20 protein-coding genes are annotated in these 25,954 nt (G+C 52.3%); 15 read left to right on the forward strand and 5 right to left on the reverse strand.

Annotated elements, in window-relative coordinates:
• Nucleotides 1-107: 107 nt before the first annotated feature.
• The 13 genes from P40081_RS09455 to pulA all read left to right on the forward strand — a co-directional run bounded on the left by P40081_RS09455 (nucleotide 108) and on the right by pulA (nucleotide 17,838).
• Complete coding sequence (locus P40081_RS09455; RefSeq protein WP_042135013.1) at nucleotides 108-1,691, forward strand: UDP-glucose--hexose-1-phosphate uridylyltransferase; 1,584 nt, start codon at nucleotides 108-110, stop codon at nucleotides 1,689-1,691.
• Nucleotides 1,692-1,858: 167 nt separating this feature from the next.
• Nucleotides 1,859-2,209 carry a hypothetical protein gene (locus P40081_RS09460; protein ID WP_156118570.1) on the forward strand — a complete coding sequence of 117 codons (351 nt, stop codon included), beginning with the start codon at nucleotides 1,859-1,861 and terminating at the stop codon, nucleotides 2,207-2,209.
• Nucleotides 2,210-2,338: 129 nt separating this feature from the next.
• Nucleotides 2,339-3,502 (forward strand): iron-containing alcohol dehydrogenase, encoded by a 1,164-nt coding sequence (locus P40081_RS09465; RefSeq protein WP_042135017.1) that lies wholly within the window; start codon nucleotides 2,339-2,341, stop codon nucleotides 3,500-3,502.
• 265 nt (nucleotides 3,503-3,767) lie between these two features.
• Nucleotides 3,768-4,304 (forward strand): NfeD family membrane protein, encoded by a 537-nt coding sequence (locus P40081_RS09470; protein ID WP_042135018.1) that lies wholly within the window; start codon nucleotides 3,768-3,770, stop codon nucleotides 4,302-4,304.
• On the forward strand, nucleotides 4,304-5,878 hold the full coding sequence (locus P40081_RS09475) for a flotillin lipid rafts scaffold protein FloT (RefSeq protein ID WP_042135020.1): 1,575 nt from the start codon (nucleotides 4,304-4,306) through the stop codon (nucleotides 5,876-5,878). The genes P40081_RS09470 and P40081_RS09475 overlap by 1 nt, the downstream gene beginning before the upstream one ends.
• 89 nt (nucleotides 5,879-5,967) lie before the next feature.
• On the forward strand, nucleotides 5,968-6,675 hold the full coding sequence (locus P40081_RS09480; protein WP_042135023.1) for an ABC transporter ATP-binding protein: 708 nt from the start codon (nucleotides 5,968-5,970) through the stop codon (nucleotides 6,673-6,675).
• Nucleotides 6,668-8,287, forward strand: coding sequence for a hypothetical protein (locus P40081_RS09485; protein WP_042135025.1), 1,620 nt, complete (start codon nucleotides 6,668-6,670; stop codon nucleotides 8,285-8,287). Before P40081_RS09480 ends, P40081_RS09485 begins: the two co-directional genes overlap by 8 nt.
• A 141-nt stretch (nucleotides 8,288-8,428) precedes the next feature.
• Nucleotides 8,429-9,307: a glucose PTS transporter transcription antiterminator GlcT gene (gene glcT, locus P40081_RS09490; RefSeq protein ID WP_042135027.1), complete on the forward strand. Its 879-nt coding sequence runs from the start codon at nucleotides 8,429-8,431 to the stop codon at nucleotides 9,305-9,307.
• A gap of 241 nt (nucleotides 9,308-9,548) precedes the next feature.
• On the forward strand, nucleotides 9,549-11,606 hold the full coding sequence (gene ptsG / locus P40081_RS09495) for a glucose-specific PTS transporter subunit IIBC (RefSeq protein ID WP_042135028.1): 2,058 nt from the start codon (nucleotides 9,549-9,551) through the stop codon (nucleotides 11,604-11,606).
• 98 nt (nucleotides 11,607-11,704) lie between these two features.
• Nucleotides 11,705-11,980, forward strand: coding sequence for an HPr family phosphocarrier protein (locus tag P40081_RS09500; protein ID WP_039309348.1), 276 nt, complete (start codon nucleotides 11,705-11,707; stop codon nucleotides 11,978-11,980).
• Entirely contained in the window at nucleotides 11,973-13,685 is a 1,713-nt protein-coding gene (ptsP, locus tag P40081_RS09505) for a phosphoenolpyruvate--protein phosphotransferase (protein ID WP_042135030.1), read from the forward strand. The genes P40081_RS09500 and ptsP overlap by 8 nt, the downstream gene beginning before the upstream one ends.
• 180 nt (nucleotides 13,686-13,865) lie before the next feature.
• Entirely contained in the window at nucleotides 13,866-15,107 is a 1,242-nt protein-coding gene (locus P40081_RS09510; RefSeq protein WP_231575316.1) for an MFS transporter, read from the forward strand.
• Nucleotides 15,108-15,435: 328 nt separating this feature from the next.
• Nucleotides 15,436-17,838, forward strand: coding sequence for a type I pullulanase (pulA, locus tag P40081_RS09515; RefSeq protein ID WP_042135032.1), 2,403 nt, complete (start codon nucleotides 15,436-15,438; stop codon nucleotides 17,836-17,838).
• An 82-nt stretch (nucleotides 17,839-17,920) separates the two neighbouring features.
• Here pulA and P40081_RS09520 read toward each other — a convergent pair whose 3' ends face one another.
• The gene (locus tag P40081_RS09520) at nucleotides 17,921-18,298 is read right to left on the reverse strand and encodes a MerR family transcriptional regulator (RefSeq protein ID WP_039310237.1); all 378 of its coding nucleotides are present in this window, start codon (nucleotides 18,296-18,298) and stop codon (nucleotides 17,921-17,923) included.
• Nucleotides 18,299-18,473: 175 nt separating this feature from the next.
• Between P40081_RS09520 and P40081_RS09525 the strand changes: the two genes are divergently transcribed.
• Both P40081_RS09525 and P40081_RS09530 read left to right on the forward strand, forming a co-directional pair.
• A complete protein-coding gene (locus P40081_RS09525; protein ID WP_042135035.1) occupies nucleotides 18,474-19,328 on the forward strand; it encodes an SDR family oxidoreductase in 855 nt (284 codons plus the stop codon).
• A 36-nt stretch (nucleotides 19,329-19,364) separates the two neighbouring features.
• Nucleotides 19,365-20,309 (forward strand): alpha/beta hydrolase, encoded by a 945-nt coding sequence (locus tag P40081_RS09530; protein WP_042135036.1) that lies wholly within the window; start codon nucleotides 19,365-19,367, stop codon nucleotides 20,307-20,309.
• 78 nt (nucleotides 20,310-20,387) lie between these two features.
• Here P40081_RS09530 and P40081_RS36270 read toward each other — a convergent pair whose 3' ends face one another.
• The 4 genes from P40081_RS36270 to P40081_RS39750 form a co-directional block, all read right to left on the reverse strand.
• Nucleotides 20,388-21,992 carry a diguanylate cyclase domain-containing protein gene (locus P40081_RS36270; RefSeq protein WP_052421739.1) on the reverse strand — a complete coding sequence of 535 codons (1,605 nt, stop codon included), beginning with the start codon at nucleotides 21,990-21,992 and terminating at the stop codon, nucleotides 20,388-20,390.
• 564 nt (nucleotides 21,993-22,556) lie between these two features.
• Nucleotides 22,557-23,729 (reverse strand): ABC transporter permease, encoded by a 1,173-nt coding sequence (locus P40081_RS09540; RefSeq protein ID WP_042135038.1) that lies wholly within the window; start codon nucleotides 23,727-23,729, stop codon nucleotides 22,557-22,559.
• Complete coding sequence (locus tag P40081_RS09545) at nucleotides 23,726-24,427, reverse strand: ABC transporter ATP-binding protein (RefSeq protein ID WP_042135040.1); 702 nt, start codon at nucleotides 24,425-24,427, stop codon at nucleotides 23,726-23,728. Before P40081_RS09545 ends, P40081_RS09540 begins: the two co-directional genes overlap by 4 nt.
• Nucleotides 24,424-25,935 (reverse strand): efflux RND transporter periplasmic adaptor subunit, encoded by a 1,512-nt coding sequence (locus tag P40081_RS39750; protein WP_042135041.1) that lies wholly within the window; start codon nucleotides 25,933-25,935, stop codon nucleotides 24,424-24,426. Before P40081_RS39750 ends, P40081_RS09545 begins: the two co-directional genes overlap by 4 nt.
• Nucleotides 25,936-25,954 lie beyond the last annotated feature (19 nt).

Below are 25,954 nucleotides of genomic sequence, written 5' to 3' on the forward strand. Positions count from 1 at the left end.
GGGACAACAGCGGCCGGAGGTCCAAATATTCACCGTAGTGACGTCTATGGCTTAAGTTAATATCTTAAGTTCAGCTATACAGGTTGCAGCAAATAAGGAGAATTGAAATGCAGAACGATAATATTACGGTTGCAGCCTCTGAGAAGGCATTGTATGCAATTGAACAGCTGGTCCTGTTCGCGCAGCACAAGGGGCTGATTCAGCCGGCTGACGTTGATTACAGCCGCAATGAGCTGCTGGACCAGTTCGGCTTCAGTGAGCCGTATGCCGGTGAATTCACTGAAGGTCCGCTTGAGAGTCCGCAGGCCCCGCTGGATCAATTGATCGACTACGGGTTTGAGTCCGGGCTGATTCCGGAGAATACGGACACATACCGCGATCTGCTGGACGCCAAGATCATGGGCCTTCTGATGGCCCGGCCGTCTGAGGTAAATGCGGAGTTTGCCGCGATCCAGGCGGAGCAGGGCATTCAGGCGGCCACTGACCGCTTTTATAAGCTGAGCATTGATTCCAACTATATCCGTATGGACAGGGTGGCCAAGAATGTATATTGGCTTCAGGAGTCGCCTTACGGGGATATCGAGATGACGATCAATCTCTCCAAACCGGAGAAAAGCCCGAAGGAAATCGCCATGGCCCGGCTGCTCCCGCCGCCGGTCTATCCCAAATGCCAGCTCTGCCGCGAGAATGTCGGCTATGCCGGACGGGTCAATCATCCGCCGCGCCAGAACCTGCGCGTGATTCCGCTTGCAATGAATAATGAAAAGTGGTTCTTCCAGTACTCGCCGTATGTGTATTATAACGAGCATTGTATCGTGTTCCACCATGATCATGTGCCGATGAAGCTGACGAAGGATACGCTGAAGCGTCTGCTTAGCTTTGTTGAATCCTTCCCGCATTATTTCATCGGCTCGAATGCCGATCTGCCGATTGTCGGCGGCTCCATTCTGACCCATGATCACTTCCAGGGCGGACGCCACACCTTCCCCATCCAGAAGGCGCCCAAAGAGGATAGCTTCACCCATGCTGCATATCCAGGCGTTAGCCTAAGCATTGTGAAATGGCCGATGTCTGTGCTGCGGATGCACGGGGCAGATCCTGCCGTGCTGCTGGAAGCAGGCAACAGTATCTATGAGGCCTGGAAGACTTACAGCGATCCGGCAGCTGATGTCCTGGCCTTCAGTGAAGAAGCCGGGGAGAGCGTGCCGCATAACACGGTTACACCTATCGTCCGCCGGGCAGAAGACGGCGGCTATGAGATGGATCTGGTGCTGCGCAACAACCGGACCAGCGAAGAATATCCCGAAGGGATTTTCCACCCGCACCGGGAAATGCACCACATCAAGAAGGAGAACATCGGCCTGATCGAGGTTATGGGCCTGGCGATTCTGCCGGGGCGCCTCAAGGAAGAGCTCGATGCTGTCGCTGGCGTTTTGGCCGGAGACACCGCACTGCTGGAAGCAGTCCAGAGCCAGGGCGCTGATCATCCGCTCGCGCTGCATGCCTCCTGGATCGCGGAGCTGGCCAGCCGTTTCGGCACCTCCCTGAGCCGCGAGGAAGCGGTGAAGACAGTGCAGAACGAGGTAGGCACCAAGTTCACGCATATTCTGGAGCATGCGGGAGTCTACAAACGCACACCGGAAGGCCAGGCGGCATTCCGCCGGTTCGTGAACAGCAGCGGGTTTAACTAAGACCGCTGTGTCTTGTAAATGAGATGTCCCTGCCGGAGTGTCGGCGGGGGCATTTTTTGTTGCGCGGGAAACTACGATGCAATGATGTGTCCGCCGGAAGTGGACGGCAGGAGGAAATGAGGGGCAGAAGTGCCCCTGATTTCGCTGAAATCGGGCGATGGGAGGAAATGAAGGGCAGAAGTCCCTCTGATTCCGCCGAAAGTGGCCGGCAAGCGGAAATTAAAGGGAAAAATCCCTCTGATTCCGCCGAAAGCGGGCGGCATGGGGAAATTAAAGGGATAAATCCCTCTGATTTCGCTGAAAGCGGGCGGCAAGCGGAAATTAAAGGGATAAATCCCTCTGAGTCCGCCGAAAGCGGGCGGCATGGGGAAATTAAAGGGATAAATCCCTCTGATTTCGCCGAAAGTGGGCGGCATGAGGAAATTAAAGGGATAAATCCCTCTGATTGCGCCAAAAGTGGGCGGCAAGCGGAAAATAAAGGGATAAATCCCTTTGAATTTGTGCTAGGCAGGCGTTAAGGGAACGCCGTGTCTTTTAAACACGATACCGACCTTTTGCCGCTCCTCTGTAGTCATTTGAATGCGGCAAGCCGGAGGTCTATAATATACAAGTGCGTCACATTCATATACTCATGGAGGTTTACCCATATGCGTAAGTTTGAGTTCTATAACCCTACCAAGCTGATTTTTGGACAAGGGACATTGCAGGCACTCCGCACCGAAGTGCCGAAATACGGCAAGAATGTACTGCTGATGTACGGCGGCGGCAGCATTAAGCGCAGCGGCCTGTACGACAATGTAATTGCTGAGCTGAATGCCATCGGAGCTGTAGTTACGGAATTGGCCGGAGTGGAGCCTAACCCGCGCCTGTCTACCGTACATAAAGGCGTGGATTTATGCCGCGAGAACGGGATCGAACTGATCCTCGCCGTCGGCGGCGGCAGTGTGCTGGATTGTGCCAAGGCTGTAGCTGTCGGTGCGAAATACGATGGGGATATGTGGGACTTCGTGGAGCGCAAAGCGGCGCCTCAGGGAGCTCTTCCGCTGGGGACTGTGCTGACTATGGCGGCTACCGGTTCGGAAATGAACAACGGCTCGGTAATTACGAATGAAGTGACCAAGGAGAAAATGGGCTGGGGCAGCGTGCATGCCTATCCGGCATTCTCGATTCTTGATCCTGAGAACACCTTCTCCCTGCCGCGTGACCAGACGGTCTACGGTATGGTGGACATCATGTCCCATACACTGGAGCATTATTTCCACACAGACGGCAATACGCTAGTACAAGACGGCTTCTGTGAAACCCTGCTTCGTACAGTAATCGAGACTGCACCGAAGCTGATCGAAGATCTGAACAACTATGAACTGCGTGAGACCATCATGTACTGCGGCACCATGGCACTGAACGGGATGGTCAGCATGGGCTTTGCCGGAGACTGGGCTACGCACAATATTGAGCATGCCGTATCCGCCGTTTACGATATTCCGCATGGCGGAGGATTGGCGATTCTGTTCCCGCAATGGATGAAATACAACCTCAGTACGAATCCTGCCCGTTTCCGCCAATTGGCAGTGAACGTATTCGGGATTGATCCGGCTGGCAGAAGCGATGAGGAAGTCGGTCTGGAAGGCATCGAGGCGCTTCGCAGCTTCTGGGATTCCATCGGAGCTCCGAAGACGCTTGGTGATTATGACATAGATGACAGCGAAATCGGCAATATGGCGGACAAGGCTGTCCGTTTCGGCCCGTTTGGCAACTTCCGCAAGCTGCAGCGTGAGGATGTTGTAGAGATTTACAAACTGGCTCTGTAAGCTGCATTTACAAGCAGTTAACCTTGTAAGCCGGTCCTGCAAGGCAGCTGGATAGACATACCGGCAATGGTTAACCATATTTGCTGCACCCAAAGATCAGCCGCTCCCGTTCACCGGGAGCGGCTTTTTAACATGGAAATCCCTTAATGTTCTCTCTCCGGAGATACAATAATGAGATTAATACCCAACTTTGTGAAACCAAGGACATGGTTTCTGCGTTTAAACTAGTATGACAGTCCGGAAGTAAAGACGGGAGGAGACCAATATGCAAACGCTGTATTTGGGCTGTTTGGCGCTGGGCATTATTTTTGCCGTAGTCAGTGTACTTGTAGGCGACCTGATCGGAGGCGCTCTGCACGGGGTTTTTGACTTCGTATCCTTTGATTTCGTCAATCCTGCCATCTTGGCAGGCGGAGTAACAGTGTTCGGCGGAGCGGGGGTGCTGCTTAGCCGCTACAGCGGACTGGAAGATGGCGCAATTCTTGCCTTGTCCCTGCTGATTGCGGCTTTTATGGGAGTGGTGCTGCATCTTGTTGTAGTGAAGCCAATGAGGAACAGCGAAATGTCGAACGGGTTCTCCATGAACGATCTGCCGGGAAGAATCGGTGAGGTTATGGTTCCGGTTCCTGCATCAGGCTATGGTGAGATTATGGTGAAATTCGGTGCAGGCAACAGTCTACATACCGCAGCCAGCTTCGAACAGCATCCGCTGCCGGCCGGCATTAAAGTTGTGGTGGTAGAGGTCCGGGAGGGCGTAGCCCTTGTGTCAGAATTCGAAGACAGAAGAGGAGTGGATTCTTAATGTTCGGTATTCCTGATTTTTTGTTTATTCCCGCAGTCGTTGTGGCTGTATTATTTGTACTGGGGATTGCATTCTGGGCCCGTTACAAAACGGTAGGACCTGATGAAGGTATGATCGTCACCGGTTCCTTCCTGGGCAGCAATCATATCTCAGATGACGGCTCCGGCCGCAAAATCAAAATCGTCCGCGGCGGCGGTGCATTCATCCTGCCGGTCTTCCAGAAGGCCGAGTTCATGTCACTGCTCTCCCACAAGCTAGACGTGACGACCCCGGAGGTCTACACGGAGCAGGGCGTTCCGGTCATTGCCGATGGAGTGGCGATCATCAAGGTGGGCAGCTCGACCGAGGATGTGGCGACGGCAGCCGAGCAGTTCATGGGCAAGCCGATTGAGGCGCTGAAGAGCGAAGCCCAGGAAGTGCTCGAAGGCCATCTGCGGGCGATTCTCGGCTCGATGACCGTTGAAGAGGTCTACCGCAACCGGGACCGTTTCGCCCAGGAGGTTCAAGGCGTTGCGGCCCGTGATTTGAAGAAAATGGGGCTGCAGATCGTCTCGTTCACCATTAAGGATGTGCGTGACAAGCACGGCTATCTGGAAGCGCTGGGTAAACCTCGGATTGCCGCAGTGAAGCGGGATGCAGAGATTGCCGAAGCCGAAGCAGTGCGTGACGCGCGGATTCAGAAGGCCAATGCCGAAGAGCAGGGGCAGAAGGCAGAACTGCTGCGTGATACCAACATCGCCGAAGCCTCGAAGGAGAACCAGCTGAAGGTAGCGGCGTTCAAACGTGATCAGGATACCGCCAAAGCGGAAGCGGACCAGGCGTACCATATTCAGGAGGCGCGGGCCAAGCAGACGGTGGTTGAAGAGCAGATGAAGGTCGAGCTGGTCCGCAAGGAACGCGAAATTGATCTGCAGACCAAGGAAATCCAGGTTCGCGAGAAGCAGTATGATGCGGAAGTGAAGAAGAAAGCGGAAGCGGATCGTTACGCGGTGGAGCAGGCGGCGGAAGCCGACAAGGCCAAGCGGATGCGTGAAGCCGATGCGCTTCAGTATAGTATTGAGAAGCAGGCTCAGGCTACCTCCGAGCAGAAACGTCTGGAAGGGCAGGCGGTGGCCGATGCCGAGCTGGCCAAAGGTAAAGCGGAAGCGGAAGTTATCCGCCTGCGCGGTCTGGCCGAAGCGGAAGCCAAAGAGAAGCTGGCGGAAGCCTTCCAGAAGTTCGGCGAAGCGGCGGTACTCGATATTATCGTCAAAATGCTGCCGGAGCTGGCCGGAAAGATCGCCGAGCCGCTGGCTTCTATCGATAAGCTGACTGTTGTGGATACCGGCAACGGTGAAGGTGCGGCCCGGGTCAGCAATTATGTGACCCAGCTGATGGCGACAGCCCCCGAGATGCTGAAAAGTGTGTCCGGCATTGATGTTGAGGCTCTGATTAAAGGGCTGACCCAGACTAAGGGCAAGCCGGAGCTGGCGGCAGCTGCCGAGTATACCGGAGCGCCAGTAACCGCCCTCCCAAGCAAACCGAAACCGGCCGTAATACCACCGGCCGCCCCGGTTGAACAACCAGAGGAATAATAGCGTATCACCGAGGTATGGCCGGCAGGTTTAACCGCCTGTCATACCTTTTTTATAGAATTAGGGCAATAGGAAACGGAGGTGCAGGCATGGAGCTCATTTTGGATAATATACGGAAGAGCTTTGACGGTAAGGAAGTGCTGAAGGGAATTGACTTCACCTTCGAGCAAGGCAAGATTTACGGGCTCCTGGGACGCAACGGTGCCGGCAAAACCTCACTGTTCAACTGCCTCAGCGGTGAGATACGCATGGACAGCGGCGGGGCTTTCCTGCGGCGGGAGGAAGTGAGTCTTCCGCTTCGCGAAGAGGAGATCGGCTATGTCTTTTCCCTGCCGATTCTGCCGGATTTCTTAACGGGGTATGAGTTTGTGAAGTTCTACATGGATATCAATAAGGATAAAATTGAACCGGGCAGAAGTATCGAAGAGTATTTTGATATCATCCGTTTTGAGGAGGAGGACCGTCACCGCCTGATCAAAGGCTACTCCCACGGGATGAAGAACAAGATCCAGATGCTCTGCTTCATCATTTCCCGGCCGCCGCTGATTCTGCTTGATGAGCCGCTGACCTCCTTTGATGTAGTGGTCGCGCTGGAGATCAAGAAGCTGCTGCGTGAGATGAAGCAGAAGCATATTATTATTTTCTCCACCCATATTCTGCAGCTGGCTGCCGATCTCTGTGATGAGCTGGTGATTCTGAATAAGGGCTCACTCCGTGAGATTCCCGCGGAAACGCTGCGCAGTCCGGAATTCGAGGAGCAGATTATCGCGCTGCTGAAGGATGGAGACCATGATTAGCACGCTGAAGGCGATCATGGAGATTCGCGGGATGTCCGGCGCTAACCGGCTGATATTCTATTTCAGAAAAATTCCCGTTATCGGCAAGCTGTTACCGGCCTCGGCCTATGCTGAGACGGCGCTTAAGCGGACTTTATCGGTAATTGTCTATATCCTCAAAGCCATCTGGGCTTTCTTGTCCAAGTTTGCCTATTTGGGGCTTATGGTTTATATGCCCGTCAAGCTTGCAGGCAGTGAATTAACCTTAACGCTTTCAGCACAATATCAGCTGTACCTGCAGGTCCTGCTCTGTTTAAGCTTTCTGGTCGCTGCAGTTTCCAGCGCGGTTATTCTAGAGCCCAAACGGGACAAGTATATCTTCGTGAAGCTGATGAGGCTCCCCGCGGAGAGATATATGCGTGTTACGCTGACGCTGCGCGGGATCAGCTTTGCGGTAACATTTATCCCGGCGTTGATGGTCTTCGGGAATCTTCTGGGGGCTCCGCTGTGGCAGGGAGGTGTTCTTGCTCTGCTGCTGACCTTCTGGCGTATTGCCTGCGAGGCCCTGCATTTGTGGATTTTTGATAAATACGGCATTGTCGTAGTCAAAAAAACAAGCTGGGTCTGGACCGCCATTGGTGCTGGTTACCTGCTGGCTTATGTGCCTCTGCTCCCGGGCTTTGCGTTGGTGGACAGTCACATGTTGTTCAGTCTGCCTCTGGTGCTTGGTGTCACTGTGCTGGGAGCCTTATGTGCGGTCTACATCGCCCGTTATCCGGATTACCGCAATGCAGTGGATGCCGTTACCAAAATTGATGATCCGCTGCTGGATATGGGACGCATGATGAAGGAGGCGCGGGTGAAGGATGTCGCAACCCGGGAGCAGCAGTACACGGCGGAGCAACTGAACCCCGGACAATTCGCAGGTAAAAGCGGGTATGCTTATCTTAATGCGATTTTTTTCTCGCGCCACCGGCGGTTACTCATTCATCCAGTGCAGCGGCGTCTGGTAATTATTGGCGCACTCTTCGCAGCTGCTTTGCTGACGCTGCTCTTCTCACAAGCAGCTTTTAACAGAATGGCCCATTATCTGATCAGTGCTTTGCCGACCTTTCTGATCCTTATGAATTACACCTCCATCGGTGAACGTGTCTGCAAGGCTATGTTCTACAACTGTGATCTCAGTCTGCTGCGTTACGGGTTCTACCGTGAACAGTCGGCGATCCTGAGCAACTTCCGGATCCGGCTGCTGCGCATCAGCCTGCTTAATCTGATTCCGGCTGCAGCGATCTGCCTGGCGGTGAATCTGCTGATCCTGCTGTCGGGTGAGAACTGGGGCGCAGCGGATGCGGTTATCTTTTGCGTGACGATTGTGGCACTGTCCCTGTTCTTCTCGGTGCATCATCTGTTCATGTATTACATCTTCCAGCCGTACAGTACCGAGCTGAATGTGAAGAATCCGTTCTTTACGATTGTGAACAGTATCGTGCTGGCAGCCGGTTTTATAGCCATACAGTTCAAGAGCGAGCCAGGGATTTTTGCTTTTATCGTAGTACTCTCTGCTGTTGTCTATATGCTGGCGGCCCTGATATTGGTCTACAAATTCTCAGGGCGGACGTTTCGGGTGAAATGAGCCTCCCGGCTCTTTGCCGCACACTTCTAATTTGAGATTCTTGATGTTATGATAGTAGCTCAAGGTTAATTTTCACATGCTGATACGTGTATCGTGCTGCCTTAATAGATCGGGTATTCAGAATTAAAAGAGGTGTCGCAAGTGAGCAGCAGCATAACAGTGGCCAAGGTACTGAATAACAACGTTATCATTGCCGAGCATCCCCAGTATGCCGAGGTAGTGGTCATTGGCAAGGGTATCGGCTTCAACCGTAAGACACGGGACCGGATCAACCTCTCTTCTGTGGAAAAAATGTTCATCCTGCGGAGCCAGGAGGAGCAGGAGCAGTATAAGCAGCTTGTGCCCCAGGTGGACGAGAAGCTGATTGAGGTGGTCCAGGAGATCGTCCTGCATATTATGCAGAGCAGCAGGCAGGCACTTAACGAGCATATCCATATCGCGCTCACTGACCATATTTCCTTTGCCATCCGCAGGAGTGAACAGCATATAGCCATACATAATCCTTTTCTGTACGAGACCCGGGAGATCTATCCGGAGGAATACAGGCTGGCCGAATATGCAGTGGACCGGATTAACGAAGCCATGAAGGTTTCACTGCCGCCGGATGAGATCGGATTTGTGGCACTTCACATTGTCAGTGCACTCAGCAACCAGCATATCTCGGAGGTTAAGCAGCATTCGCAGCTGATCGGGGACATGGTGGGACTGGTGGAGGATAACCTCGAATACCGCATTCCGCGTGACTCCCTGGACTATTCACGTCTGGTGACTCATTTGCGTTTTGTGCTGGAGAGGCTGCGCCGGGGGGAGACTGTACGTGAGACTTCCTCCCTTGACGGGCTGATGAAACGTGAATATCCCGAGATGTATATGCTTGCCTGGAAGCTGACCAAGGTTATCGAACAGCGCGTGCATATCCCGGTATATCCTGCCGAGGTGAGTTATCTGACGATTCATCTGCAGCGTCTTGCCCAGAAGAAGGAAGATGAATCCGGTATGGAACAGCAGGACAGCATTTAGCCTGTTAATTAATGCTTGCAACTTCAAATTATCAGTGCTACAATGATCCCTGTTATTAACAAAACAGAATACAAACGTGTAACTGATACGATCAGGCATGAGTGATTTACAGTATTATGGTTGTCTTGCCCCAACTCGGGGTACTCTAACGTTAGCGTTAGACGACAATCTGTGTGCTGTATTGCTCATGCCTTTTTTGGCTTCTGTTTTGAATGAAATTTAGGATTAGGAAGTGACCTCAATGTTCAAAAAGTTATTCGGCGTTTTGCAGAGAGTTGGTAAAGCGCTCATGCTGCCCGTTGCCATTCTGCCTGCAGCAGGGCTGCTGCTCGGGATCGGGAACATGCTCGTTAATCCGGATTTCCTGCAGTATGTGCCGGCACTGGAAAATCATGTAGTTCAAGCTATTGCTACCGTATTGATGAACTCGGGGCAAATTGTATTTGATAATCTCTCCTTGCTGTTCGCAGTCGGCGTAGCCATCGGGCTGGCCGGAGGTGAAGGTGTAGCGGGTCTGGCAGCTATCATCGGATTCCTGGTTATGAACGTAACCATGGGTACGGTTGTTGGCGTCAACGCCTACGTCCTGACCTGGAAAGATTTCGCCTACTCCAGCGTGCTGGGGATTCCTACGTTGCAGACAGGGGTGTTCGGTGGTATCCTGGTGGGGATATTGGCCGCATCCATGTACAAAAGGTTCTTCCGTATAGAGCTGCCGTCTTATCTCGGCTTCTTCGCGGGTAAACGTTTCGTACCGATCATGACTGCGGTAACTTCCCTGATTCTCGGTCTTGCGCTCACACTGGTATGGCCGCCGATCCAGCACGGCCTGAACTATGTATCGCAGAGTATGATCAACACCAACCTGACGCTGTCGGCCTTTATCTTCGGGGTCATCGAGCGTTCCCTGATTCCTTTCGGCCTGCACCATATCTTCTATTCGCCGTTCTGGTACGAATTCGGAAGTTATGTGGACAAGGCAGGAGATCTGGTCCGCGGTGACCAGCGGATCTTCATGCAGCAGCTTCGTGACGGTGTGGATTTCACAGCCGGTACATTTACCACTGGTAAATATCCGTTCATGATGTTCGGACTTCCGGCAGCCGCCCTTGCGATCTATCATGAGTCCAAACCTGAGAACAGACGGGTTGTCGGAAGCTTGATGATTTCCGCAGCGCTGACTTCGTTCCTGACAGGTATTACCGAGCCGCTGGAATTCTCATTCCTGTTCGTGGCTCCGCTGCTGTTCGCTGTACATGCGGTATTTGCAGGTCTTTCCTTCATGACCATGCACATCCTTAATGTCAAAATCGGTATGACCTTCTCCGGCGGTTTCATCGACTATGTGCTATTCGGCGTCATTCCGAACCGTACAGCCTGGTGGCTGGTTATTCCGGTAGGTCTGGTGCTCGCGGTGATTTACTACTTCGGATTCCGCTTCGTGATCCGCAAATTCAACCTCAAGACTCCGGGCCGCGAAGATGCATCTGACGACGAGGAAGAAATAAGCACAGAGAGTGTATCGAAGTCGGGCGACGATCTGCCGCGCAACATTCTGTCCGCTCTGGGCGGCAAAGAGAATATTACGCATCTGGATGCCTGCATCACCCGTCTTCGTGTTGAAGTCAAGGATAAAGCGGGCGTTGATAAGAACCGGCTGAAGAAGCTGGGTGCTTCTGGAGTTCTGGAAGTGGGTAACAACGTACAGGCGATCTTCGGTACCCGTTCGGACACCATCAAATCGCAGATTCAGGATGTCATGAACGGAAGAACACCGGCTGCTGCTCCTGTAGCGCCGAAGCCGGAGCTTGAGAAGCAGGCCGGCGAGCAGGGTGAGGCTATTATCCCTGAGGATATCGTATCCCCTGTAAACGGCGAGCTGATGGATATTACACTGGTTCCTGATGCGGTCTTCTCGCAAAAAATGACCGGTGACGGCTTCGCCTTCCTGTCCGATGACGGCAAGATTGCCTCGCCGGTATACGGCAAGGTGTTCAATGTCTTCCCGAGCAAGCATGCAATCGGCATTATGTCCGACGGCGGCAAGGAAGTACTCGTGCATATCGGTGTCAATACCGTTAAGCTTAAGGGCCAGGGCTTCACGGTTCTTGTAGAAGAAGGCGATCTGGTAGCTGCCGGACAGCCGATTATGGAAGTGGATCTGGAGTATGTGAAGGCCAATGCACCTTCCGTCATTTCTCCGGTCATCTTCTCCAACCTGCCTGAAGGCTCTTCTGTCACCCTGAAGAAACCGGGCAAAGTATCCATCGGTGATAAGGATATCATCACCATTCAGTAAAATGTGCAAAGGCGAAGCGCTTCCATTATAATTAAAGGGAGCGCGGCCTTCACCATAAGCAACTATCCTAATTAATAGAAAGCGAGTTGGATATTATTATGCAAACAACTTTCAGAATCATTGACGAAGATGGAATTCACGCACGCCCGGCAACAGCGCTGGTAAATACAGCTACAAAATTCAAAGGCACTGAGGCTTTTGCGGAAGCCAAAGGTAAAAAAGTAACCCTTAAATCCATCTTGGGCGTTCTGTCCCTTGGCCTTGAAGCAGGAGATACCCTGACCCTTATTACTGAAGGCAGTGAAGAAGCTGAAGCCCTCAGCGCACTGCAGGAGATCATGGTTAAAGAAGGGCTGGGAGAAGTTCATGAGTAAAATTTCAGGAATCGCGGCTTCCGCAGGTATTGCAGTAGCCCGTGCCTTTATCCTGGAACATCCGGACTATACCATTACCAAAACAGCGGTCACTGATGTGGACGCTGAGCTTGCGAAGCTGACTGACGCCCTGGACAAATCCAGAGGCGAACTGCAGAGCATCAAAGAGCGGACACTGGCAGAGCTCGGCGAGAAGAAAGCAGAGATCTTCGAATCCCATCTGCTGATTCTTGATGATCCCGAGCTGATCACGCCTGTAATGGATAAAATCCGCGAGGAATCGGTTAATGCGGACTATGCCTTGAATGAAGTAGCTAATCAATTCGTGGAAATGTTCCAGAACATGAAGAGCGCGTACCTGCAGGAGCGTGCAGCCGATATGCGTGACGTAACCAAACGCGTACTGAACCATCTGCTTGGCATTCACTATGTGAGCCCGGCTGAAATCAGTGAAGAGGTTATCGTTATTGCACTCGATCTGACGCCTTCGGATACAGCACAGCTTAACCGTAATTTCGTAAAGGGCTTCACGACCAATATCGGCGGACGTACTTCCCACTCCGCAATTATGGCCCGTTCCCTGGAAATTCCGGCTGTAGTAGGAACTAAGAACGTATTGTCTCTCGTCAAAGCCGGCGATCTGATCATTGTTGACGGTCTGAACGGCGATGTGCTGATTAACCCTACTGAAGCTGAAGTAGCTGAATACACCGCGAAGCAGGAAGCTTACAATCTGCAGATTGCCGAGTGGAAGAAGCTCCGCGACGAACCAACCGTGTCGGCTGACGGCAAGCATGTAGAGCTGGCTGCCAATATCGGTACACCGAATGATGTAACGGGTGTAATCGAGAATGGCGGCGAGGGCGTAGGCTTGTACCGTACAGAGTTCCTGTATATGGGCCGCGACAAGCTGCCTTCCGAAGAGATTCAATACAATGCCTACCGCAGCGTGCTTGAGAACATGCAAGGCAAGCCGGTAGTTGTGCGCACGCTGGATATCGGCGGCGACAAGGAGCTGCCTTATCTGGATCTGCCGAAGGAAATGAATCCGTTCCTAGGTTTCCGTGCCATCCGTCTGTGTCTGGACCGTCAGGATATCTTCCGCACCCAGCTGCGTGCCCTGCTCAGAGCCAGTGCCCACGGCGATCTGCGGATTATGTTCCCGATGATCGCGACTCTTGGCGAATTCCGTGCAGCCCGTGATCTGCTGCTGGAAGAGAAGGCCAAGCTGCGTGAAGAAGGCAAGGAAGTATCCGATAACATCCAGCTGGGCATCATGGTTGAGATTCCTTCGACAGCTGTACTGGCTGACCAGTTCGCCAAAGAAGTGGATTTCTTCAGTATCGGTACCAATGACCTTATTCAATATACAATGGCTGCGGACCGTATGAATGAGCGGGTATCCTACCTGTATCAGCCATATAACCCGGCGATTCTGCGTCTGGTCAAAATCGTCATTGATGCAGCACACGCCGAAGGCAAATGGACCGGCATGTGCGGTGAAATGGCCGGCGACGCTACAGCGATTCCGCTGCTGCTCGGCCTTGGCCTGGATGAATTCAGCATGAGTGCAACCTCCATCCTTCCGGCACGCAGCCAGATTGCCAAGCTGTCTGCTGCTGACATGAAGGAAATGGCTGCCCAGGCGCTGCAGCTCGGCACTGCCGAGGAAGTAGCCGCACTTGTGCAAAGCCGTGTGAATTAATTCGTTTTTGGTTTTCTGTTTGAGGCAATTCCACTTTTCCAACTACTTTAGCCGGTCTCCGTTACAGGAGGCCGGTTTTTTTTGAATTGTGAGCATGCATCCACTTCAGCAAGAACGGAACCGCCCTTTCCGGCAGCATTATATATAATGAGTCCATTACTTCCGAAGGGTGGAACCATTTTGCAGAAGTTCAGTGCCTCGCAGCTGTATATGTTCATGGTTTTTATGATGTCTTTAGCGGGCAGCACCATATTTACAACCTACAGCATTTATTATGTTACTGAGCTAGGGTTAAATCCGTTTCAGCTGGTGCTGGTCGGGACGGTACTGGAGATAACGGTGCTTATATTCGAAGGAATTACCGGGGTGGTTGCCGATACATACAGCCGCAGACTGTCGGTTATTAATGGAATGTTTGTGCTGGGAAGTGCATTTGTGCTGGAAGGGAGCATTATCTGGATCATGCAACCTGCTTCCTTTCTGCCCGCATTTGGGTGGCTGGTAGTCTCCCAGATGCTGTTTGGAATCGGCTGGACGTTCGTCAGCGGGGCAGACACAGCCTGGATTGTAGACGAGCTGGATGAGGAGCAGACGGGGGCGATTTTTATGCGTTCCAAAGTATTTGCGCTAAGTGCATCTCTGCTGGGCATTGCTGTCAGTGTAGGATTATCACTGCTTGCGCCTAATATGCCGTTTCTGGCAGGAGGAGCTGTCTATTTCATGCTTGGGCTGGTATTGATCCGTTATATGAAGGAAACGGGCTTTATCCGGCGTGAGCGGGAGCCGCACACCTCACCAATCCGTGAACTGGGCAAGACCTGGGTAAGCGGCGTATCCGTACTCAGACATCACCCGCTGCTTCTGCTGCTGACTGTTGTAACATTATTTAACGGGGCTGCGTCTGAAGGGTATGACCGCCTGTGGCAAATCCACCTGATCGATGAAATCGGCTTCCCGGATGCCTCCGTGTCAATGGCGGTATGGTTCGGCCTGATCAGTGCAGCGGCTACAATGTTGGGGATGCTGGCCGTGCGTTTTGCCGGGAAAAGAATGGACCTGCTCCTGGAACGAAAGCTCTCTGCCACTTTGTTCATACTGACCTGTATCCGCATGGGCTGCATCCTGCTGCTTGCGCTTGCGCCGAATTTCTCGGCCGCGATCTTTGCGGTGCTTCTCCTGGGGGTGGCCGGCTCCGTGAGCGATCCTATCTACACTACCTGGCTGAACTCGAAGCTTCCAAGCCGGAACCGGGCCACAGTCTTGTCTATGATTAGTCAATCGGATGCACTCGGCCAGTCCGCAGGCGGTCCGGTTGTTGGTTATATAGGCAGCCGTTTTTCGATCAGGGCCTCCATTCTGGCTGCCGGATTCCTGCTGCTTCCAATTCTGGCGTTGTTCGGAAAGGTCATGCGTAAGCGCTAAAGGAAGCAAAACAACATTTAACAGTTGTTATTTGGCAGCAGGACAAGTATACTTCCGGGTAGATTCGCAGCGGTCACCTCATGAGCTTAAATACCCGGGACTTCATGCCGATATAGGATATAGCAAGCAGATGCAATTCTACCCTGTAACCCAAACCTGTGAACATAATGTTACATATTATAAGATGAACCGTAAGTAAGAATTCTCAGCAATACCCGCTTGCAGAGCCGTGCAAGTATTAGATTGGTGATATGTGGAAATAGCTTGGTTGTAATAGAGTGATCAGTTTTCGGCCGGATGGCAGAGAGCATTAGGATGGTGAATATGAATGAGCAGCAATTATATAAATGCAGAATCAGTAATGGAGACCTATGAAGGCAAAGACCTCGGCTTAACGTATTCTGCGGAGTACAGTATGTTTAAAGTCTGGGCGCCGACCGCGTTTGCAGTATCGCTGGTGCTGTATGCTACCGGCGGGAATGGCATCTCAGCCGGTCATACCGGAGATTACAAGGACAGCGGCCGGATTATCAACATGCAGCGCTCAGACGGCGGAATCTGGGAAGTCAGGGTTTCCGGTAATCTTAAGGGCAGGTATTATATGTACCGGGCTGTATTTGCGGACGGAAGCATCAACGAAGCTGCAGACCCTTATGCAACGGCTGTATCGGCTAATGGTGTGCGGACGGCGGTCATCGATTTGCAGGATACGAATCCGGCTGGCTGGGATCAGGACACTTCTCCTGCTCTGCCGCATCCGGCTGATGCTGTAATTTATGAGCTGCATGTACGTGATTTCTCGGCTCATGAGAGCTCGGGTCTTACCCATAAGGGGAAATTCAAGGCGTTCACTGAGTTGGGACTGAGGGATGCTGCGGGTCATGCACTGGGCATAGACCATCTGGCTGAGCTGGGGATTACGCATGTGCATCTGCTGCCGGTATTCGACTTCCAGACGGTGGATGAGCTGAAGGCTCCCGGTGAAGCACCGAGATCTCCGCTATTCACAGACTACAATTGGGGCTATGACCCTCAGCACTATAATGTACCTGAAGGCTCATACAGCACAGACCCGGCCAGTCCGCCTACCCGTATCCGTGAGTTCAAGGAGATGGTGCAGGCCCTGCACAGCCGTGGTATCTCTGTCATTATGGATGTGGTCTACAACCATACGTATTCTATAGAAAAAGGGCCCTTCCAGCCGCTGGTGCCGGATTATTACTACCGCCATGACTATAGCGGACGGCTCTCCAACGGCTCGGGTGTCGGCAATGAGCTGGCTACCGAGCAGCCGATGGTCCGCAAATACATTAAAGACTCCTTGTCCTACTGGGCATCAGAGTATCATATCGACGGTTTCCGCTTCGATCTGATGGGATTGATGGACAGTGTGACCATGCGCGAGATCACGGAAGAGCTGCGGCTGGAGATTAATCCGAATCTGCTGCTCTACGGTGAGCCCTGGACAGGCGGAGACTCTCCGCTTGCCACCAAGACCCTGAAGGGTGTGCAGCGCGGCAAAGGTTATGCCGTCTTCAATGATAACTTCCGGTCTGCTATCAAGGGAGACAGTGACGGCTGGGGTAAGGGCTTCGCTACCGGAGAATACGGTAAAGAAGGTGCGGTTGCTTCCGGGATCAAGGGGGCCATACATGAGTTCACCGATTCGCCTGTAGAGACAGTGAACTATGTAACGGCACATGATAATCTCAATCTGTGGGACAAAATTCTCGCTACCCAGGGATTACGCCAGGAAGCGCGTTTACTGGAGCTTGAGAATGGCAGGCTGCGGAGCGGCGGGGATCTGGAAACCGCTGTGGAGCAGGCTGACCCGTATTTCGCGATTGATACCCTTGATGTACTGGAGAATGAGACTGTACGGCGCTCTCTGCTGGCTAACGGGATTATCCTGACCTCGCAGGGAATACCGTTCCTGCACGCCGGTGATGAGCTTCTGCGCAGCAAATACGGGGACCATAACAGCTACCGCAGTCCTGACTGCATCAATGCCATCCGCTGGGAGAACAAGAAGAAGTTCATTCCCGTCTTTCAATATTACAAAGGACTGATTGAGCTGCGGCGGGGACATCCGGCTTTCCGTCTGCATGGACGTCAGGAGATAGAGCGCAGCCTTGAGTTCCTGCGCTGTGACAGCGGAGTCATTGCCTATGTGCTGAAGAATCATGCCGGCGGCGATGGTTGGAATAATATTGTCGTGATTTACAATGCAAATATGGGACCGGTAACCCAGTGTCTGCCTGAATCCTCCGGCTGCTGGAATATCGTTGTTGATCATACCCATGCAGGAGCGGAGGCATTCCGGCAGACGGAGAACGGCAGTATTGAAGTGGCCGGGCTGTCGATGATGGTGCTCTACGATAAATACGGCGAGCCTGAACCGAGATCCAAGGTAGTTGAAGTTCATTATGAACGGCCGGACGGCGATTACCGGGGCTGGAATCTCTGGGTATGGGGTACAGGCATTCAGGATGGACAACGGGACTTCCAGCACATGGAGGACGGTCACGCAGTAGCGCGGATCGAGGTGCTGCCAGGCACAGCATCTATCGGGTACATCCTCCGGCTGAATGACTGGGAGGAGAAGGACGGTACCGGAGACCGCTTCATCGACTGCTCCGGCAGCGAGGAGCAGGTGCTGAAAGTAACCATACGGGAACGTAAGCTGGAGCACGACGGTGAAGCGGCTGATCCGCTGCAGCGAACCAGTTAGATAGAATAAGAGCTGATCTGTATCGTCCCCCGGGGGACGGCAGATCAGCTTTTTTTATAAGGCACCCATGAAAATTCACTTATCAGGGAAGTCTGTCAAATTTATTTTCTTGGGCATCGATTAAGGCGAGCTTGTAATTGATCTTTTCCAGCATTTTTATCATCCGTGTTAATTGTTCCTCCACTTTGCTCTTTTGGGTGAACAGCATCGTTTTTCTCAGGTGCAGTGTACGGTCTCCGCGCTTGTACAGCTCAACGTATTGTTTTATTTCTGACAGCGGCAGCCCTGTCGAACGAAGAGCCTGAACCGTCTCAACGCACTCGATGTAGTGATCGTTGAATTGGCGGACCCCGTTTGTATCCCGGTCAACAGCCGGCAATACGCCTTCCTTCTCATAATAACGCAATGTATATGCAGTAATGCCCGTTTTCTCAACGATATCCCTAATCGTATAAGCCATAAGATGTTTCACCGCCTATTGAATGTTAGAGTGACTCTAGTATATTCTACAATCCGGACTTGCCTCCAGTCCATATTATCCCTATATAAAAGGCTTGAATTGATAGATTTGACTTAGAGCCGCTTCAATCCGCTAAGCTGAGAGAGCAGCAACAAACTAATGAGGAGGATGTTCAATGCCCAAAACAGTGTTGATCACCGGGAGTTCGACCGGACTGGGAAATACAACAGCGAAGAAATTTGCGAAGGAAGGATGGAATGTGATCGCGACGATGCGCAAACCGGACCAGCGCTTGACTGAGGAGAATCCCGAACGGATTTTCGTCACCGGGCTTGATGTTACTAAGCCCCCTTCCATCGAGGCGGCCATTGCGGCAGGGATCAACAGGTTCGGCCGGATCGACGCTGTTGTGAACAACGCCGGAGTCAGTATTCTCTCGATATTTGAGGCAACACCCATGGACATTACCCGCGGAATTTTCGAGACGAATGTCTTCGGTGTCATGAACGTCATTCAGGCAATCACCCCTTATTTCCGCGAAGAAGGCGGCGGCACAATCATCAATATCACTTCAAACGTAGGTTTTGCCTCCAACCCGCTTCTGGCCGTATATGTCTCAACCAAGCATGCCATTGAGGGGCTGTCCGAATCACTCTCGTACGAGCTGGAATCACAGAATATCTCCGTCAAGCTTGTGGAACCCGGAGCCATGATCACTACGAATTTCTCATCGAACACCATGGCCGCAACTCAAAACCTGTCCGTTCCGCAAGCGTACCAGCCTTATTACGAACATATGATGAACTGTATGCTGGACTATCCGTTTGAGAGTTCAGATGAGAATCAGGCTGCAGATCAGGTGTATGCCGCTGCATGCGATCCGTCTGACCGGCTGCGCTATCTGGCAGGTCCGGACGCTGAAGAAACAGCCGGGCTGAGATGGTCCCAGTCGGAAGAGAAGTACATGAAGACCATGCGGGAGCTGTTGGGGCAAACGGCGTGGCGAAATGGACAAGCCAACATTCAATAAGGAATAATAATCTGCTTCACAAAGGATGGTTGGAGAATGGAGGAAAAAGTACATCCGGAACTTCAAAATATGTTTTCCGGCTTACCAAAAGTTGTATATACGCGAGAGAATTTGGCAGTGCATAGGAAAGAGATGCAGGAGTTTACTGCCGGAATGGCGGCATCTCTGCCCTTTAATGATGAAGTGCTGATCTCAGAAAGAAAGGTTCCGGGTGCAGAAGGAGCGCCGGATGTCCGCATCAAAATATACGAGCCCAGAGTGAAAAATCAATCTCTCCCGGGTGTCTTATATATTCACGGCGGAGGATATATTCTGGGGTCCGCCGATATGATGGACTTTACCCTGCAGCAGCTGGTATCAGAGCTCGACTGTGTCATTGTTTCTGTGGATTACCGGCTGGCTCCGGAGCATCCGTTTCCGGCTCCTCTCGAAGATTGCTATGCTGCACTCACCTGGTTCTCCGAAAACGCAGAATCACTGGGAAGCGATTCATCCAGAATCGCAGTATTCGGCCCAAGCGCCGGCGGCGGATTGACGGCTGCTCTCTCCCTGCTGGCAAGAGATAGAAACGGCCCTCCGATTATGTTTCAAATGCCCCTCTATCCGATGCTTGACGATCAGCTCCTTACAAGGTCCAGTAACGAAATAACAGATGACAGAGTATGGAACAGAGCCAAAAGCCAATTGGCTTGGGAAATGTACTTAGGAGAACAAGGCCAAGAATCCCCGTATGCCGCTCCGGCACGGGCAGACGATTTGTCAGGACTTCCGCCCACATACACCTGCGTCGGTGACTTAGATCCGTTTCGCGATGAAACGATTCAGTATGTGTTAAGGCTCACGCAGGCGGGTGTGCCGACTGAATTTCATTTGTACCCCGGATGTTTTCATGGGTTCGAAGAATACTTTCCTTCTGCGGAGATCAGCCAGAGAGTTGTGCAAGAATATTACACGGCTCTGAAGCATGCCTTATACAAATAAACAGCTGATTTCTTCAGCATAACAGATAGAGGGGGCGCATTCGCTATGGAATGCGCCCCCTCTATCTAAGGGCTTAGGCTATTTCGGCTGGCGGGTGTATTTTTCATCCACATTCTCGCTGTACAGATTGGCCTCATTGCCGCCATGATTCTTGGAGCGGTACATGGCCAGATCGGCGGCGCGGAGCAGATCATTGATGCTGCTGCCATGCTGTGGATAGAGGGCTACACCAATGCTGGCAGAGGTATGGAAGCTGGAGCCTTTGTTGACCGACCAGGATTTATTGAACAGCTGGAGCAGACGCGCCAGCATTTCATCTAGCATTTCCGGACTTGTGAACCGGTGCAGCACCACCGCGAATTCATCACCGCCGATGCGGAACGCCTGGCCTGAGCCCTTAACGGTCTGCTGCAGCTCCCGTGAGAGCAACTGCAGGAATTCATCGCCTGCCAGATGGCCCAGCGTATCATTCAGCTGCTTGAACCGGTCGCAATCCAGCAGGGCTACGGCAATCTCCTGCCGGCGCTCCTCCGGCTGGTTAATCAGATTCTCCATGTACATTTTGAAATGTGCCCGGTTGGGAATGGCAGTCAAATGATCATAGAAGGCCAGCTTGTGCAGCCGTTCCTCATATTGCTTGCGCTGGGTAATCTCACGCGATACCAGCATGAATTGTGCAGGGAAAGCCCGGCTTCCCGGAATAGGTGTGACTTTGGTCTCCAGCCATACCCAGTGCCCTTCTGCCGAACGCATACGCAGCTCGGAAATCCGCGGTGAAGCCTGAACGACACTCTTCAGCTTGGCCCAGGAGATCTCGGCTTCGCGGATATAATTGGAGAGAGGGGCGCCCTTGCTTGGAACATACCCAAGTACACTTGAATGTGATGGGGATGCGTACAGGATCAGGCCATTGTGATCGGTCAAAATAATGAAATCGGACATGGTTTCGCCGATCAGCTGGTATAGTGATTTCTCTTCCAGCATTTCATTCTGCAATGAGATGAGTCTGCGGCAGAGATAAATAATAACCAGGACCAGCAGGAACAGGAATACTGAATAGACGGCAAACAGCGAGCTTTTCAGATTCTTGAACTCGAGAATAACCTGCCGGGCATAGCTGTCAATCAGACCCTCGGCGGTATCCAGCGTCCCCCTTACCTGGGTGAGCTGGGTATGAACGGCCAGCGGGGAGTAGGCCGCGGGGTTCCAATCACTCTGGACCCGCTGCGAGATCAGTTCCCTTCCGCTATCCTTCCAGAGCTCTAGTGAGGTCTCGAACTGCTCCAGCTCACTTCTCAGCTCACCCAGCAGCAACTCACTCTGCTTCATTCCATTGTATGGACTCTCTACAGAATCCAGATTATAACGGGCAGTACTGACCCGCTGCTGCGCCTGGGCATTATTGTCCTCGAACTCCTGCGAGAGCACACTGCGCTGCGCATCGGTTATATTGCCGCTGAGCGAAGTCTGAAGCGCGATGGCAGACTGATGCAGATCACGGTCGGCATTCAGCACGAGCTCGGAGTTCTGGTATACATCACTGTATAAGGAATCCGATAGTTTATTCATCGTATAATTCAGATATAACAGGGAGGCAACGCTGACGCCAACCAAAAGAACGGAGATGGATGTGAATAATAGGATTAATCTGCGTGTACTTGTGATTTCGGAAAAAACTGCCACTGTCATCCTCTCCCCGCATAGAACTTTGCGAATCTCATTGGTGTACCTTGGGTGCATGCGGAATTTATCCTTATGCGGCAAATGGCTGTTTGCTGGCATGATAAAGAGAGTTTATGTTAGCGAGTCCTAAAAGCAGGGGAAGAAGGAGGGAAATGAAAGAAAAAATCCCGGTTTAACCGCGGTTTCTTTTCACCAGTATATAGGACTACCTTCATGCAGAGCAATTGCTGAAAAAAATAATAAGCCTCATCATCTCCTGCTGCCGGGTTTACGGGTCGTCAAGCGAACCGGGAAACCGGGAAGGAAATTGCTTGAGACATATAACGTGCTACTTATACGAAGATTTATGTATAACTGACTACTATAAGTATTCTACCCTTGAGACCTATTACCCACATTTATTGCAAACGATACCCTCCCGGGATCAATTAAAAGTTAATTTTGCTGAAACAGCTCCAGTTTACCCGGAGGGGTTGGATGGAACAGGAAAATCCGCCAGCCTCAACCAAATGTGAGACGGACGGATGGAGTAAATAAGATATAAGGCTCGTTAATACAGGAATGCTAATCGTTTCGCAGCGCGTAGATAGGCCGCATTCTGGCTGCCTTGTTAGCAGGGATCATTCCGAAGATAACTCCGATGATCAGGGAGAATGTGAAGGAGATCAGGACCATGTTCCAGGATGTCGCCACATTCATGGTTGTATATTTCCCCACGGCCCAGCTGGCACCAAGCCCCAGCCCGACTCCGATCAGGCCCCCTGTTCCGCTTAAGACTACAGACTCAATCATGAATTGCATCATGATGTTGATTTTTTTGGCCCCGATTGCCTTGCGGATTCCGATCTCCCGCGTCCGCTCGTTAACGGAGACAATCATGATATTCATGATTCCTATGCCGCCGACGAACAGGGAAATGCCGGCAATGCCGCCAAGTGCCATAGAGAGCGTATCACTGGTCTCGTTTACCGTTTCCAGCATTTCCTGAGAATCGAAGACAGAGTAGGAGTTCTCCGCACCGCTGAATTTGGCATCGAGCGTAGACTCCAGCTCGGTTTTTACATCCTCCACATTATCGTTGGAAGTAGTTGTGATGGTAATCGAGCGGACCCCCTTACTCTGCAGGAACCGTTCAGCGGTTGAAATAGGAATCAGAATCTTCTCGTCGCTGGAGCCGCCGCTGGTTGAGCCTTTGCTCTCCAGCAGACCGACGATTTTGAAGCTGCTTCCGTTGAGCTGTACCTTTTGGCCCACAGGGTCATCCGTGCCGAACAGATCCTCAGCCGTATCTGTTCCGATCAAGGCTACCTTTTGACGGTAATCTGTATCAATCTCCAGCAGAAACCGTCCGGATTGCACATGGAAATCCTGGACTTCCTCATAGGCAGGTGTTATCCCTTCAACGGATACTGAAACGTTCTCGGTCCCATTCTTGGCGGTAACATTCCCCGTGATTACGGGAGATACATTCTCCACCCCTTCAATCTCTCCAAGTGCCAGAGCTTCCTCGTAGGTTAAGGAAGTCGTTGCCCCGCGTCCCATAATGTTAACCGTCAGCTGGTTGGTTCCAAGAGAGCTTAAGGATTCCGTAATCTGCGAAGTCGTACCCTGTCCTACCGAGACGAGGGCGATTACGGAGGATACACCGATAATGATGCCCAGCATTGTGAGGAAGGCTCTGATTTTACTGCTGAGAATACTTTTAAAAGCCATTTTCATGCTTTGATACAACATCATGAGTGGGACACCTTCCGATCCTCAACGAGATCCCCGTCCTGAATCCGGATAATCCGTTTGGCCTGCTGGGCGATTTCAAGGTCATGCGTGATTAGAATAATAGTATGTCCCTGTTCATTAAGCGCCTTGATCATCTCCAGAACTTCCTTGCCTGTCTTGGAATCAAGCGCACCAGTCGGTTCATCGGCAAGCAGGATAGGGGGAGTGCCGGCAAGGGCGCGGGCGATTGCCACACGCTGCTGCTGACCCCCGGACAGCTCGGACGGACGATGATCAATTCTGCTCTCCAGGCCTACCCTGACCAGAGCATTGCGGGCAACCTCTCGGCGTTCCCGGTGAGACATTCCCCGGTAGATAAGGGGCAGCTCCACATTCTCTACTGCCGATAATTTCGGCAGCAGATTGAAGTTTTGAAAGATAAAGCCGATTTTCTCGTTGCGGATCTGGGCCAGCTTGTTGTCTGACAGCTTGCGGATTTCCTGGCCGTCCAGGAAATAATCACCTTCATTAGCAACATCCAGGCATCCCAGCATGTTCATTAGGGTCGACTTGCCCGAGCCTGAGGGTCCGATGATCGCAACAAACTCACCATAATCGATGTTGAAGGTCAGGCCCTTGAGTATCGCCATTGATTCTCCGGCCATTGTATAGCTGTGCTGCATGTTCTGAACCCGGATTAACGGTTCGGAGGTGCTCATCGTCCGCCACCGCCTCCGGAGAAGCCGCCTCCGCCGCCCGTCATTCCGCCCCCAGCACCGCCGCCAGTGAAGCCGCCGGTCATTCCGCCGCCGCCGAAGCCGCCGCCCATACCGCCTTGCATCTGTGTCTGCTGGGTGGAAGTGTTGCCTGTAGAGATCACAGTTGGAATGATCACTTCATCACCTTCATTTAAGCCGCTCACGATTTCGATGCTGCTCTCATTGTGGATGCCTACCTCTACGGCAACCCGTTTCTGGCCGGATGCTAAGCTTGCCGCGGTTCTGCCGCCGGATGCGCCACCCGGGAACTCGCCTCCGCCGTAGCCGCCACCACCACCGCCGCCGTAACCGCCGCTGCGCATGCCCCGGCCGCCGGTCTGGCCTTCTCCGCCTTGCCATTCACCGCTTGGAGGGCCGCCTGCCACATCACCGCTCGGAGCCTGACCGCCCGCCGCATCACCGCTAGGAGCTTGCCCGCCTGCCGCATCACCGCCCGGAGCCTGACCGCCCGCCGCATCGCCGCCCGGAATCTGGCCGCCCGCCGCACCGCTGTCCGTTGCCGCAGATTCTCCGCCTTCGGTCACAGGTACATTCACGTAGTATTTGCCGTTCACTTCGGATACCGCCTCGATCGGCACGGTCAGAATATCATTTTTCTCTTCAATGGTAATCGCCACTTCTGCGGACATGCCGACCAGTACTCCCTCAGAGTTATTCAAGCCTACAGTGACATTGAACAGGGAGACGCCGTTTGAGGAGGTTCCTTCCTTGGCGATATCAATAACCTTGCCGGCAAACTCTTTATCCTCAAGCGCATCCAGCGTAATCGTTGACACCTGATCCAGCTTGATCTGAGGAATATCCAGTTCATCCACCTGTACAGTTACGCTCAAATTAACGTAGTCAGTCATGGTGAACAGCTCTGTACCATTCTGAGCCTGTTCGCCGTCCGTAATATTTACAGCTGTAATCGTTCCGTCGATAGGAGCCGTTAACGGATCTGGCGGAACCATATCCTCATAGATGGCAGCAATGGAATCCTGTTGATCGGCAATATCGCTTTTGGCTTTATCAATAGCTGTTTTTGCCGATTCCAGCTCTTCATCTGTAGCATTATTCATCGCGATCGTTTTGTAGTTTTCCTGCTTGTTCGTAAGCTCGGTTTTGAGGTTCTCCAGCGATTTGTTGGCTTCCTTCAGCTTGTCGTCGAAATCGCCCGCCACAAAGGTAATCAGCACATCGCCTTTTTTGACGACATCGCCTTTTTTAACCATGACTGTATCCACTTCACCGGCTTCTTTGGTGCGGATGCTCTCACTGTTGATTGCCGAAACGGAACCAGAGCCGGAGACACCAACGAGGATATTTCCCTTGGTCACCGTTGAGGTGTTCATGGGAGCGGCATTGACCTGCGGGTTCTGATCCGGCCATAATACATAGCCCAGAATACCTGCAATAGCAATAACAACAACGGCTGAGGCGATAATCATTTTCTTCTTCTTTTTCATTCCGATCCTCCATCTTACT

It is taken from the genome of Paenibacillus sp. FSL P4-0081 (assembly GCF_000758565.1).
GTDB classification, from domain to species: Bacteria; Bacillota; Bacilli; order Paenibacillales; family Paenibacillaceae; genus Paenibacillus_AQ; species Paenibacillus_AQ phytohabitans.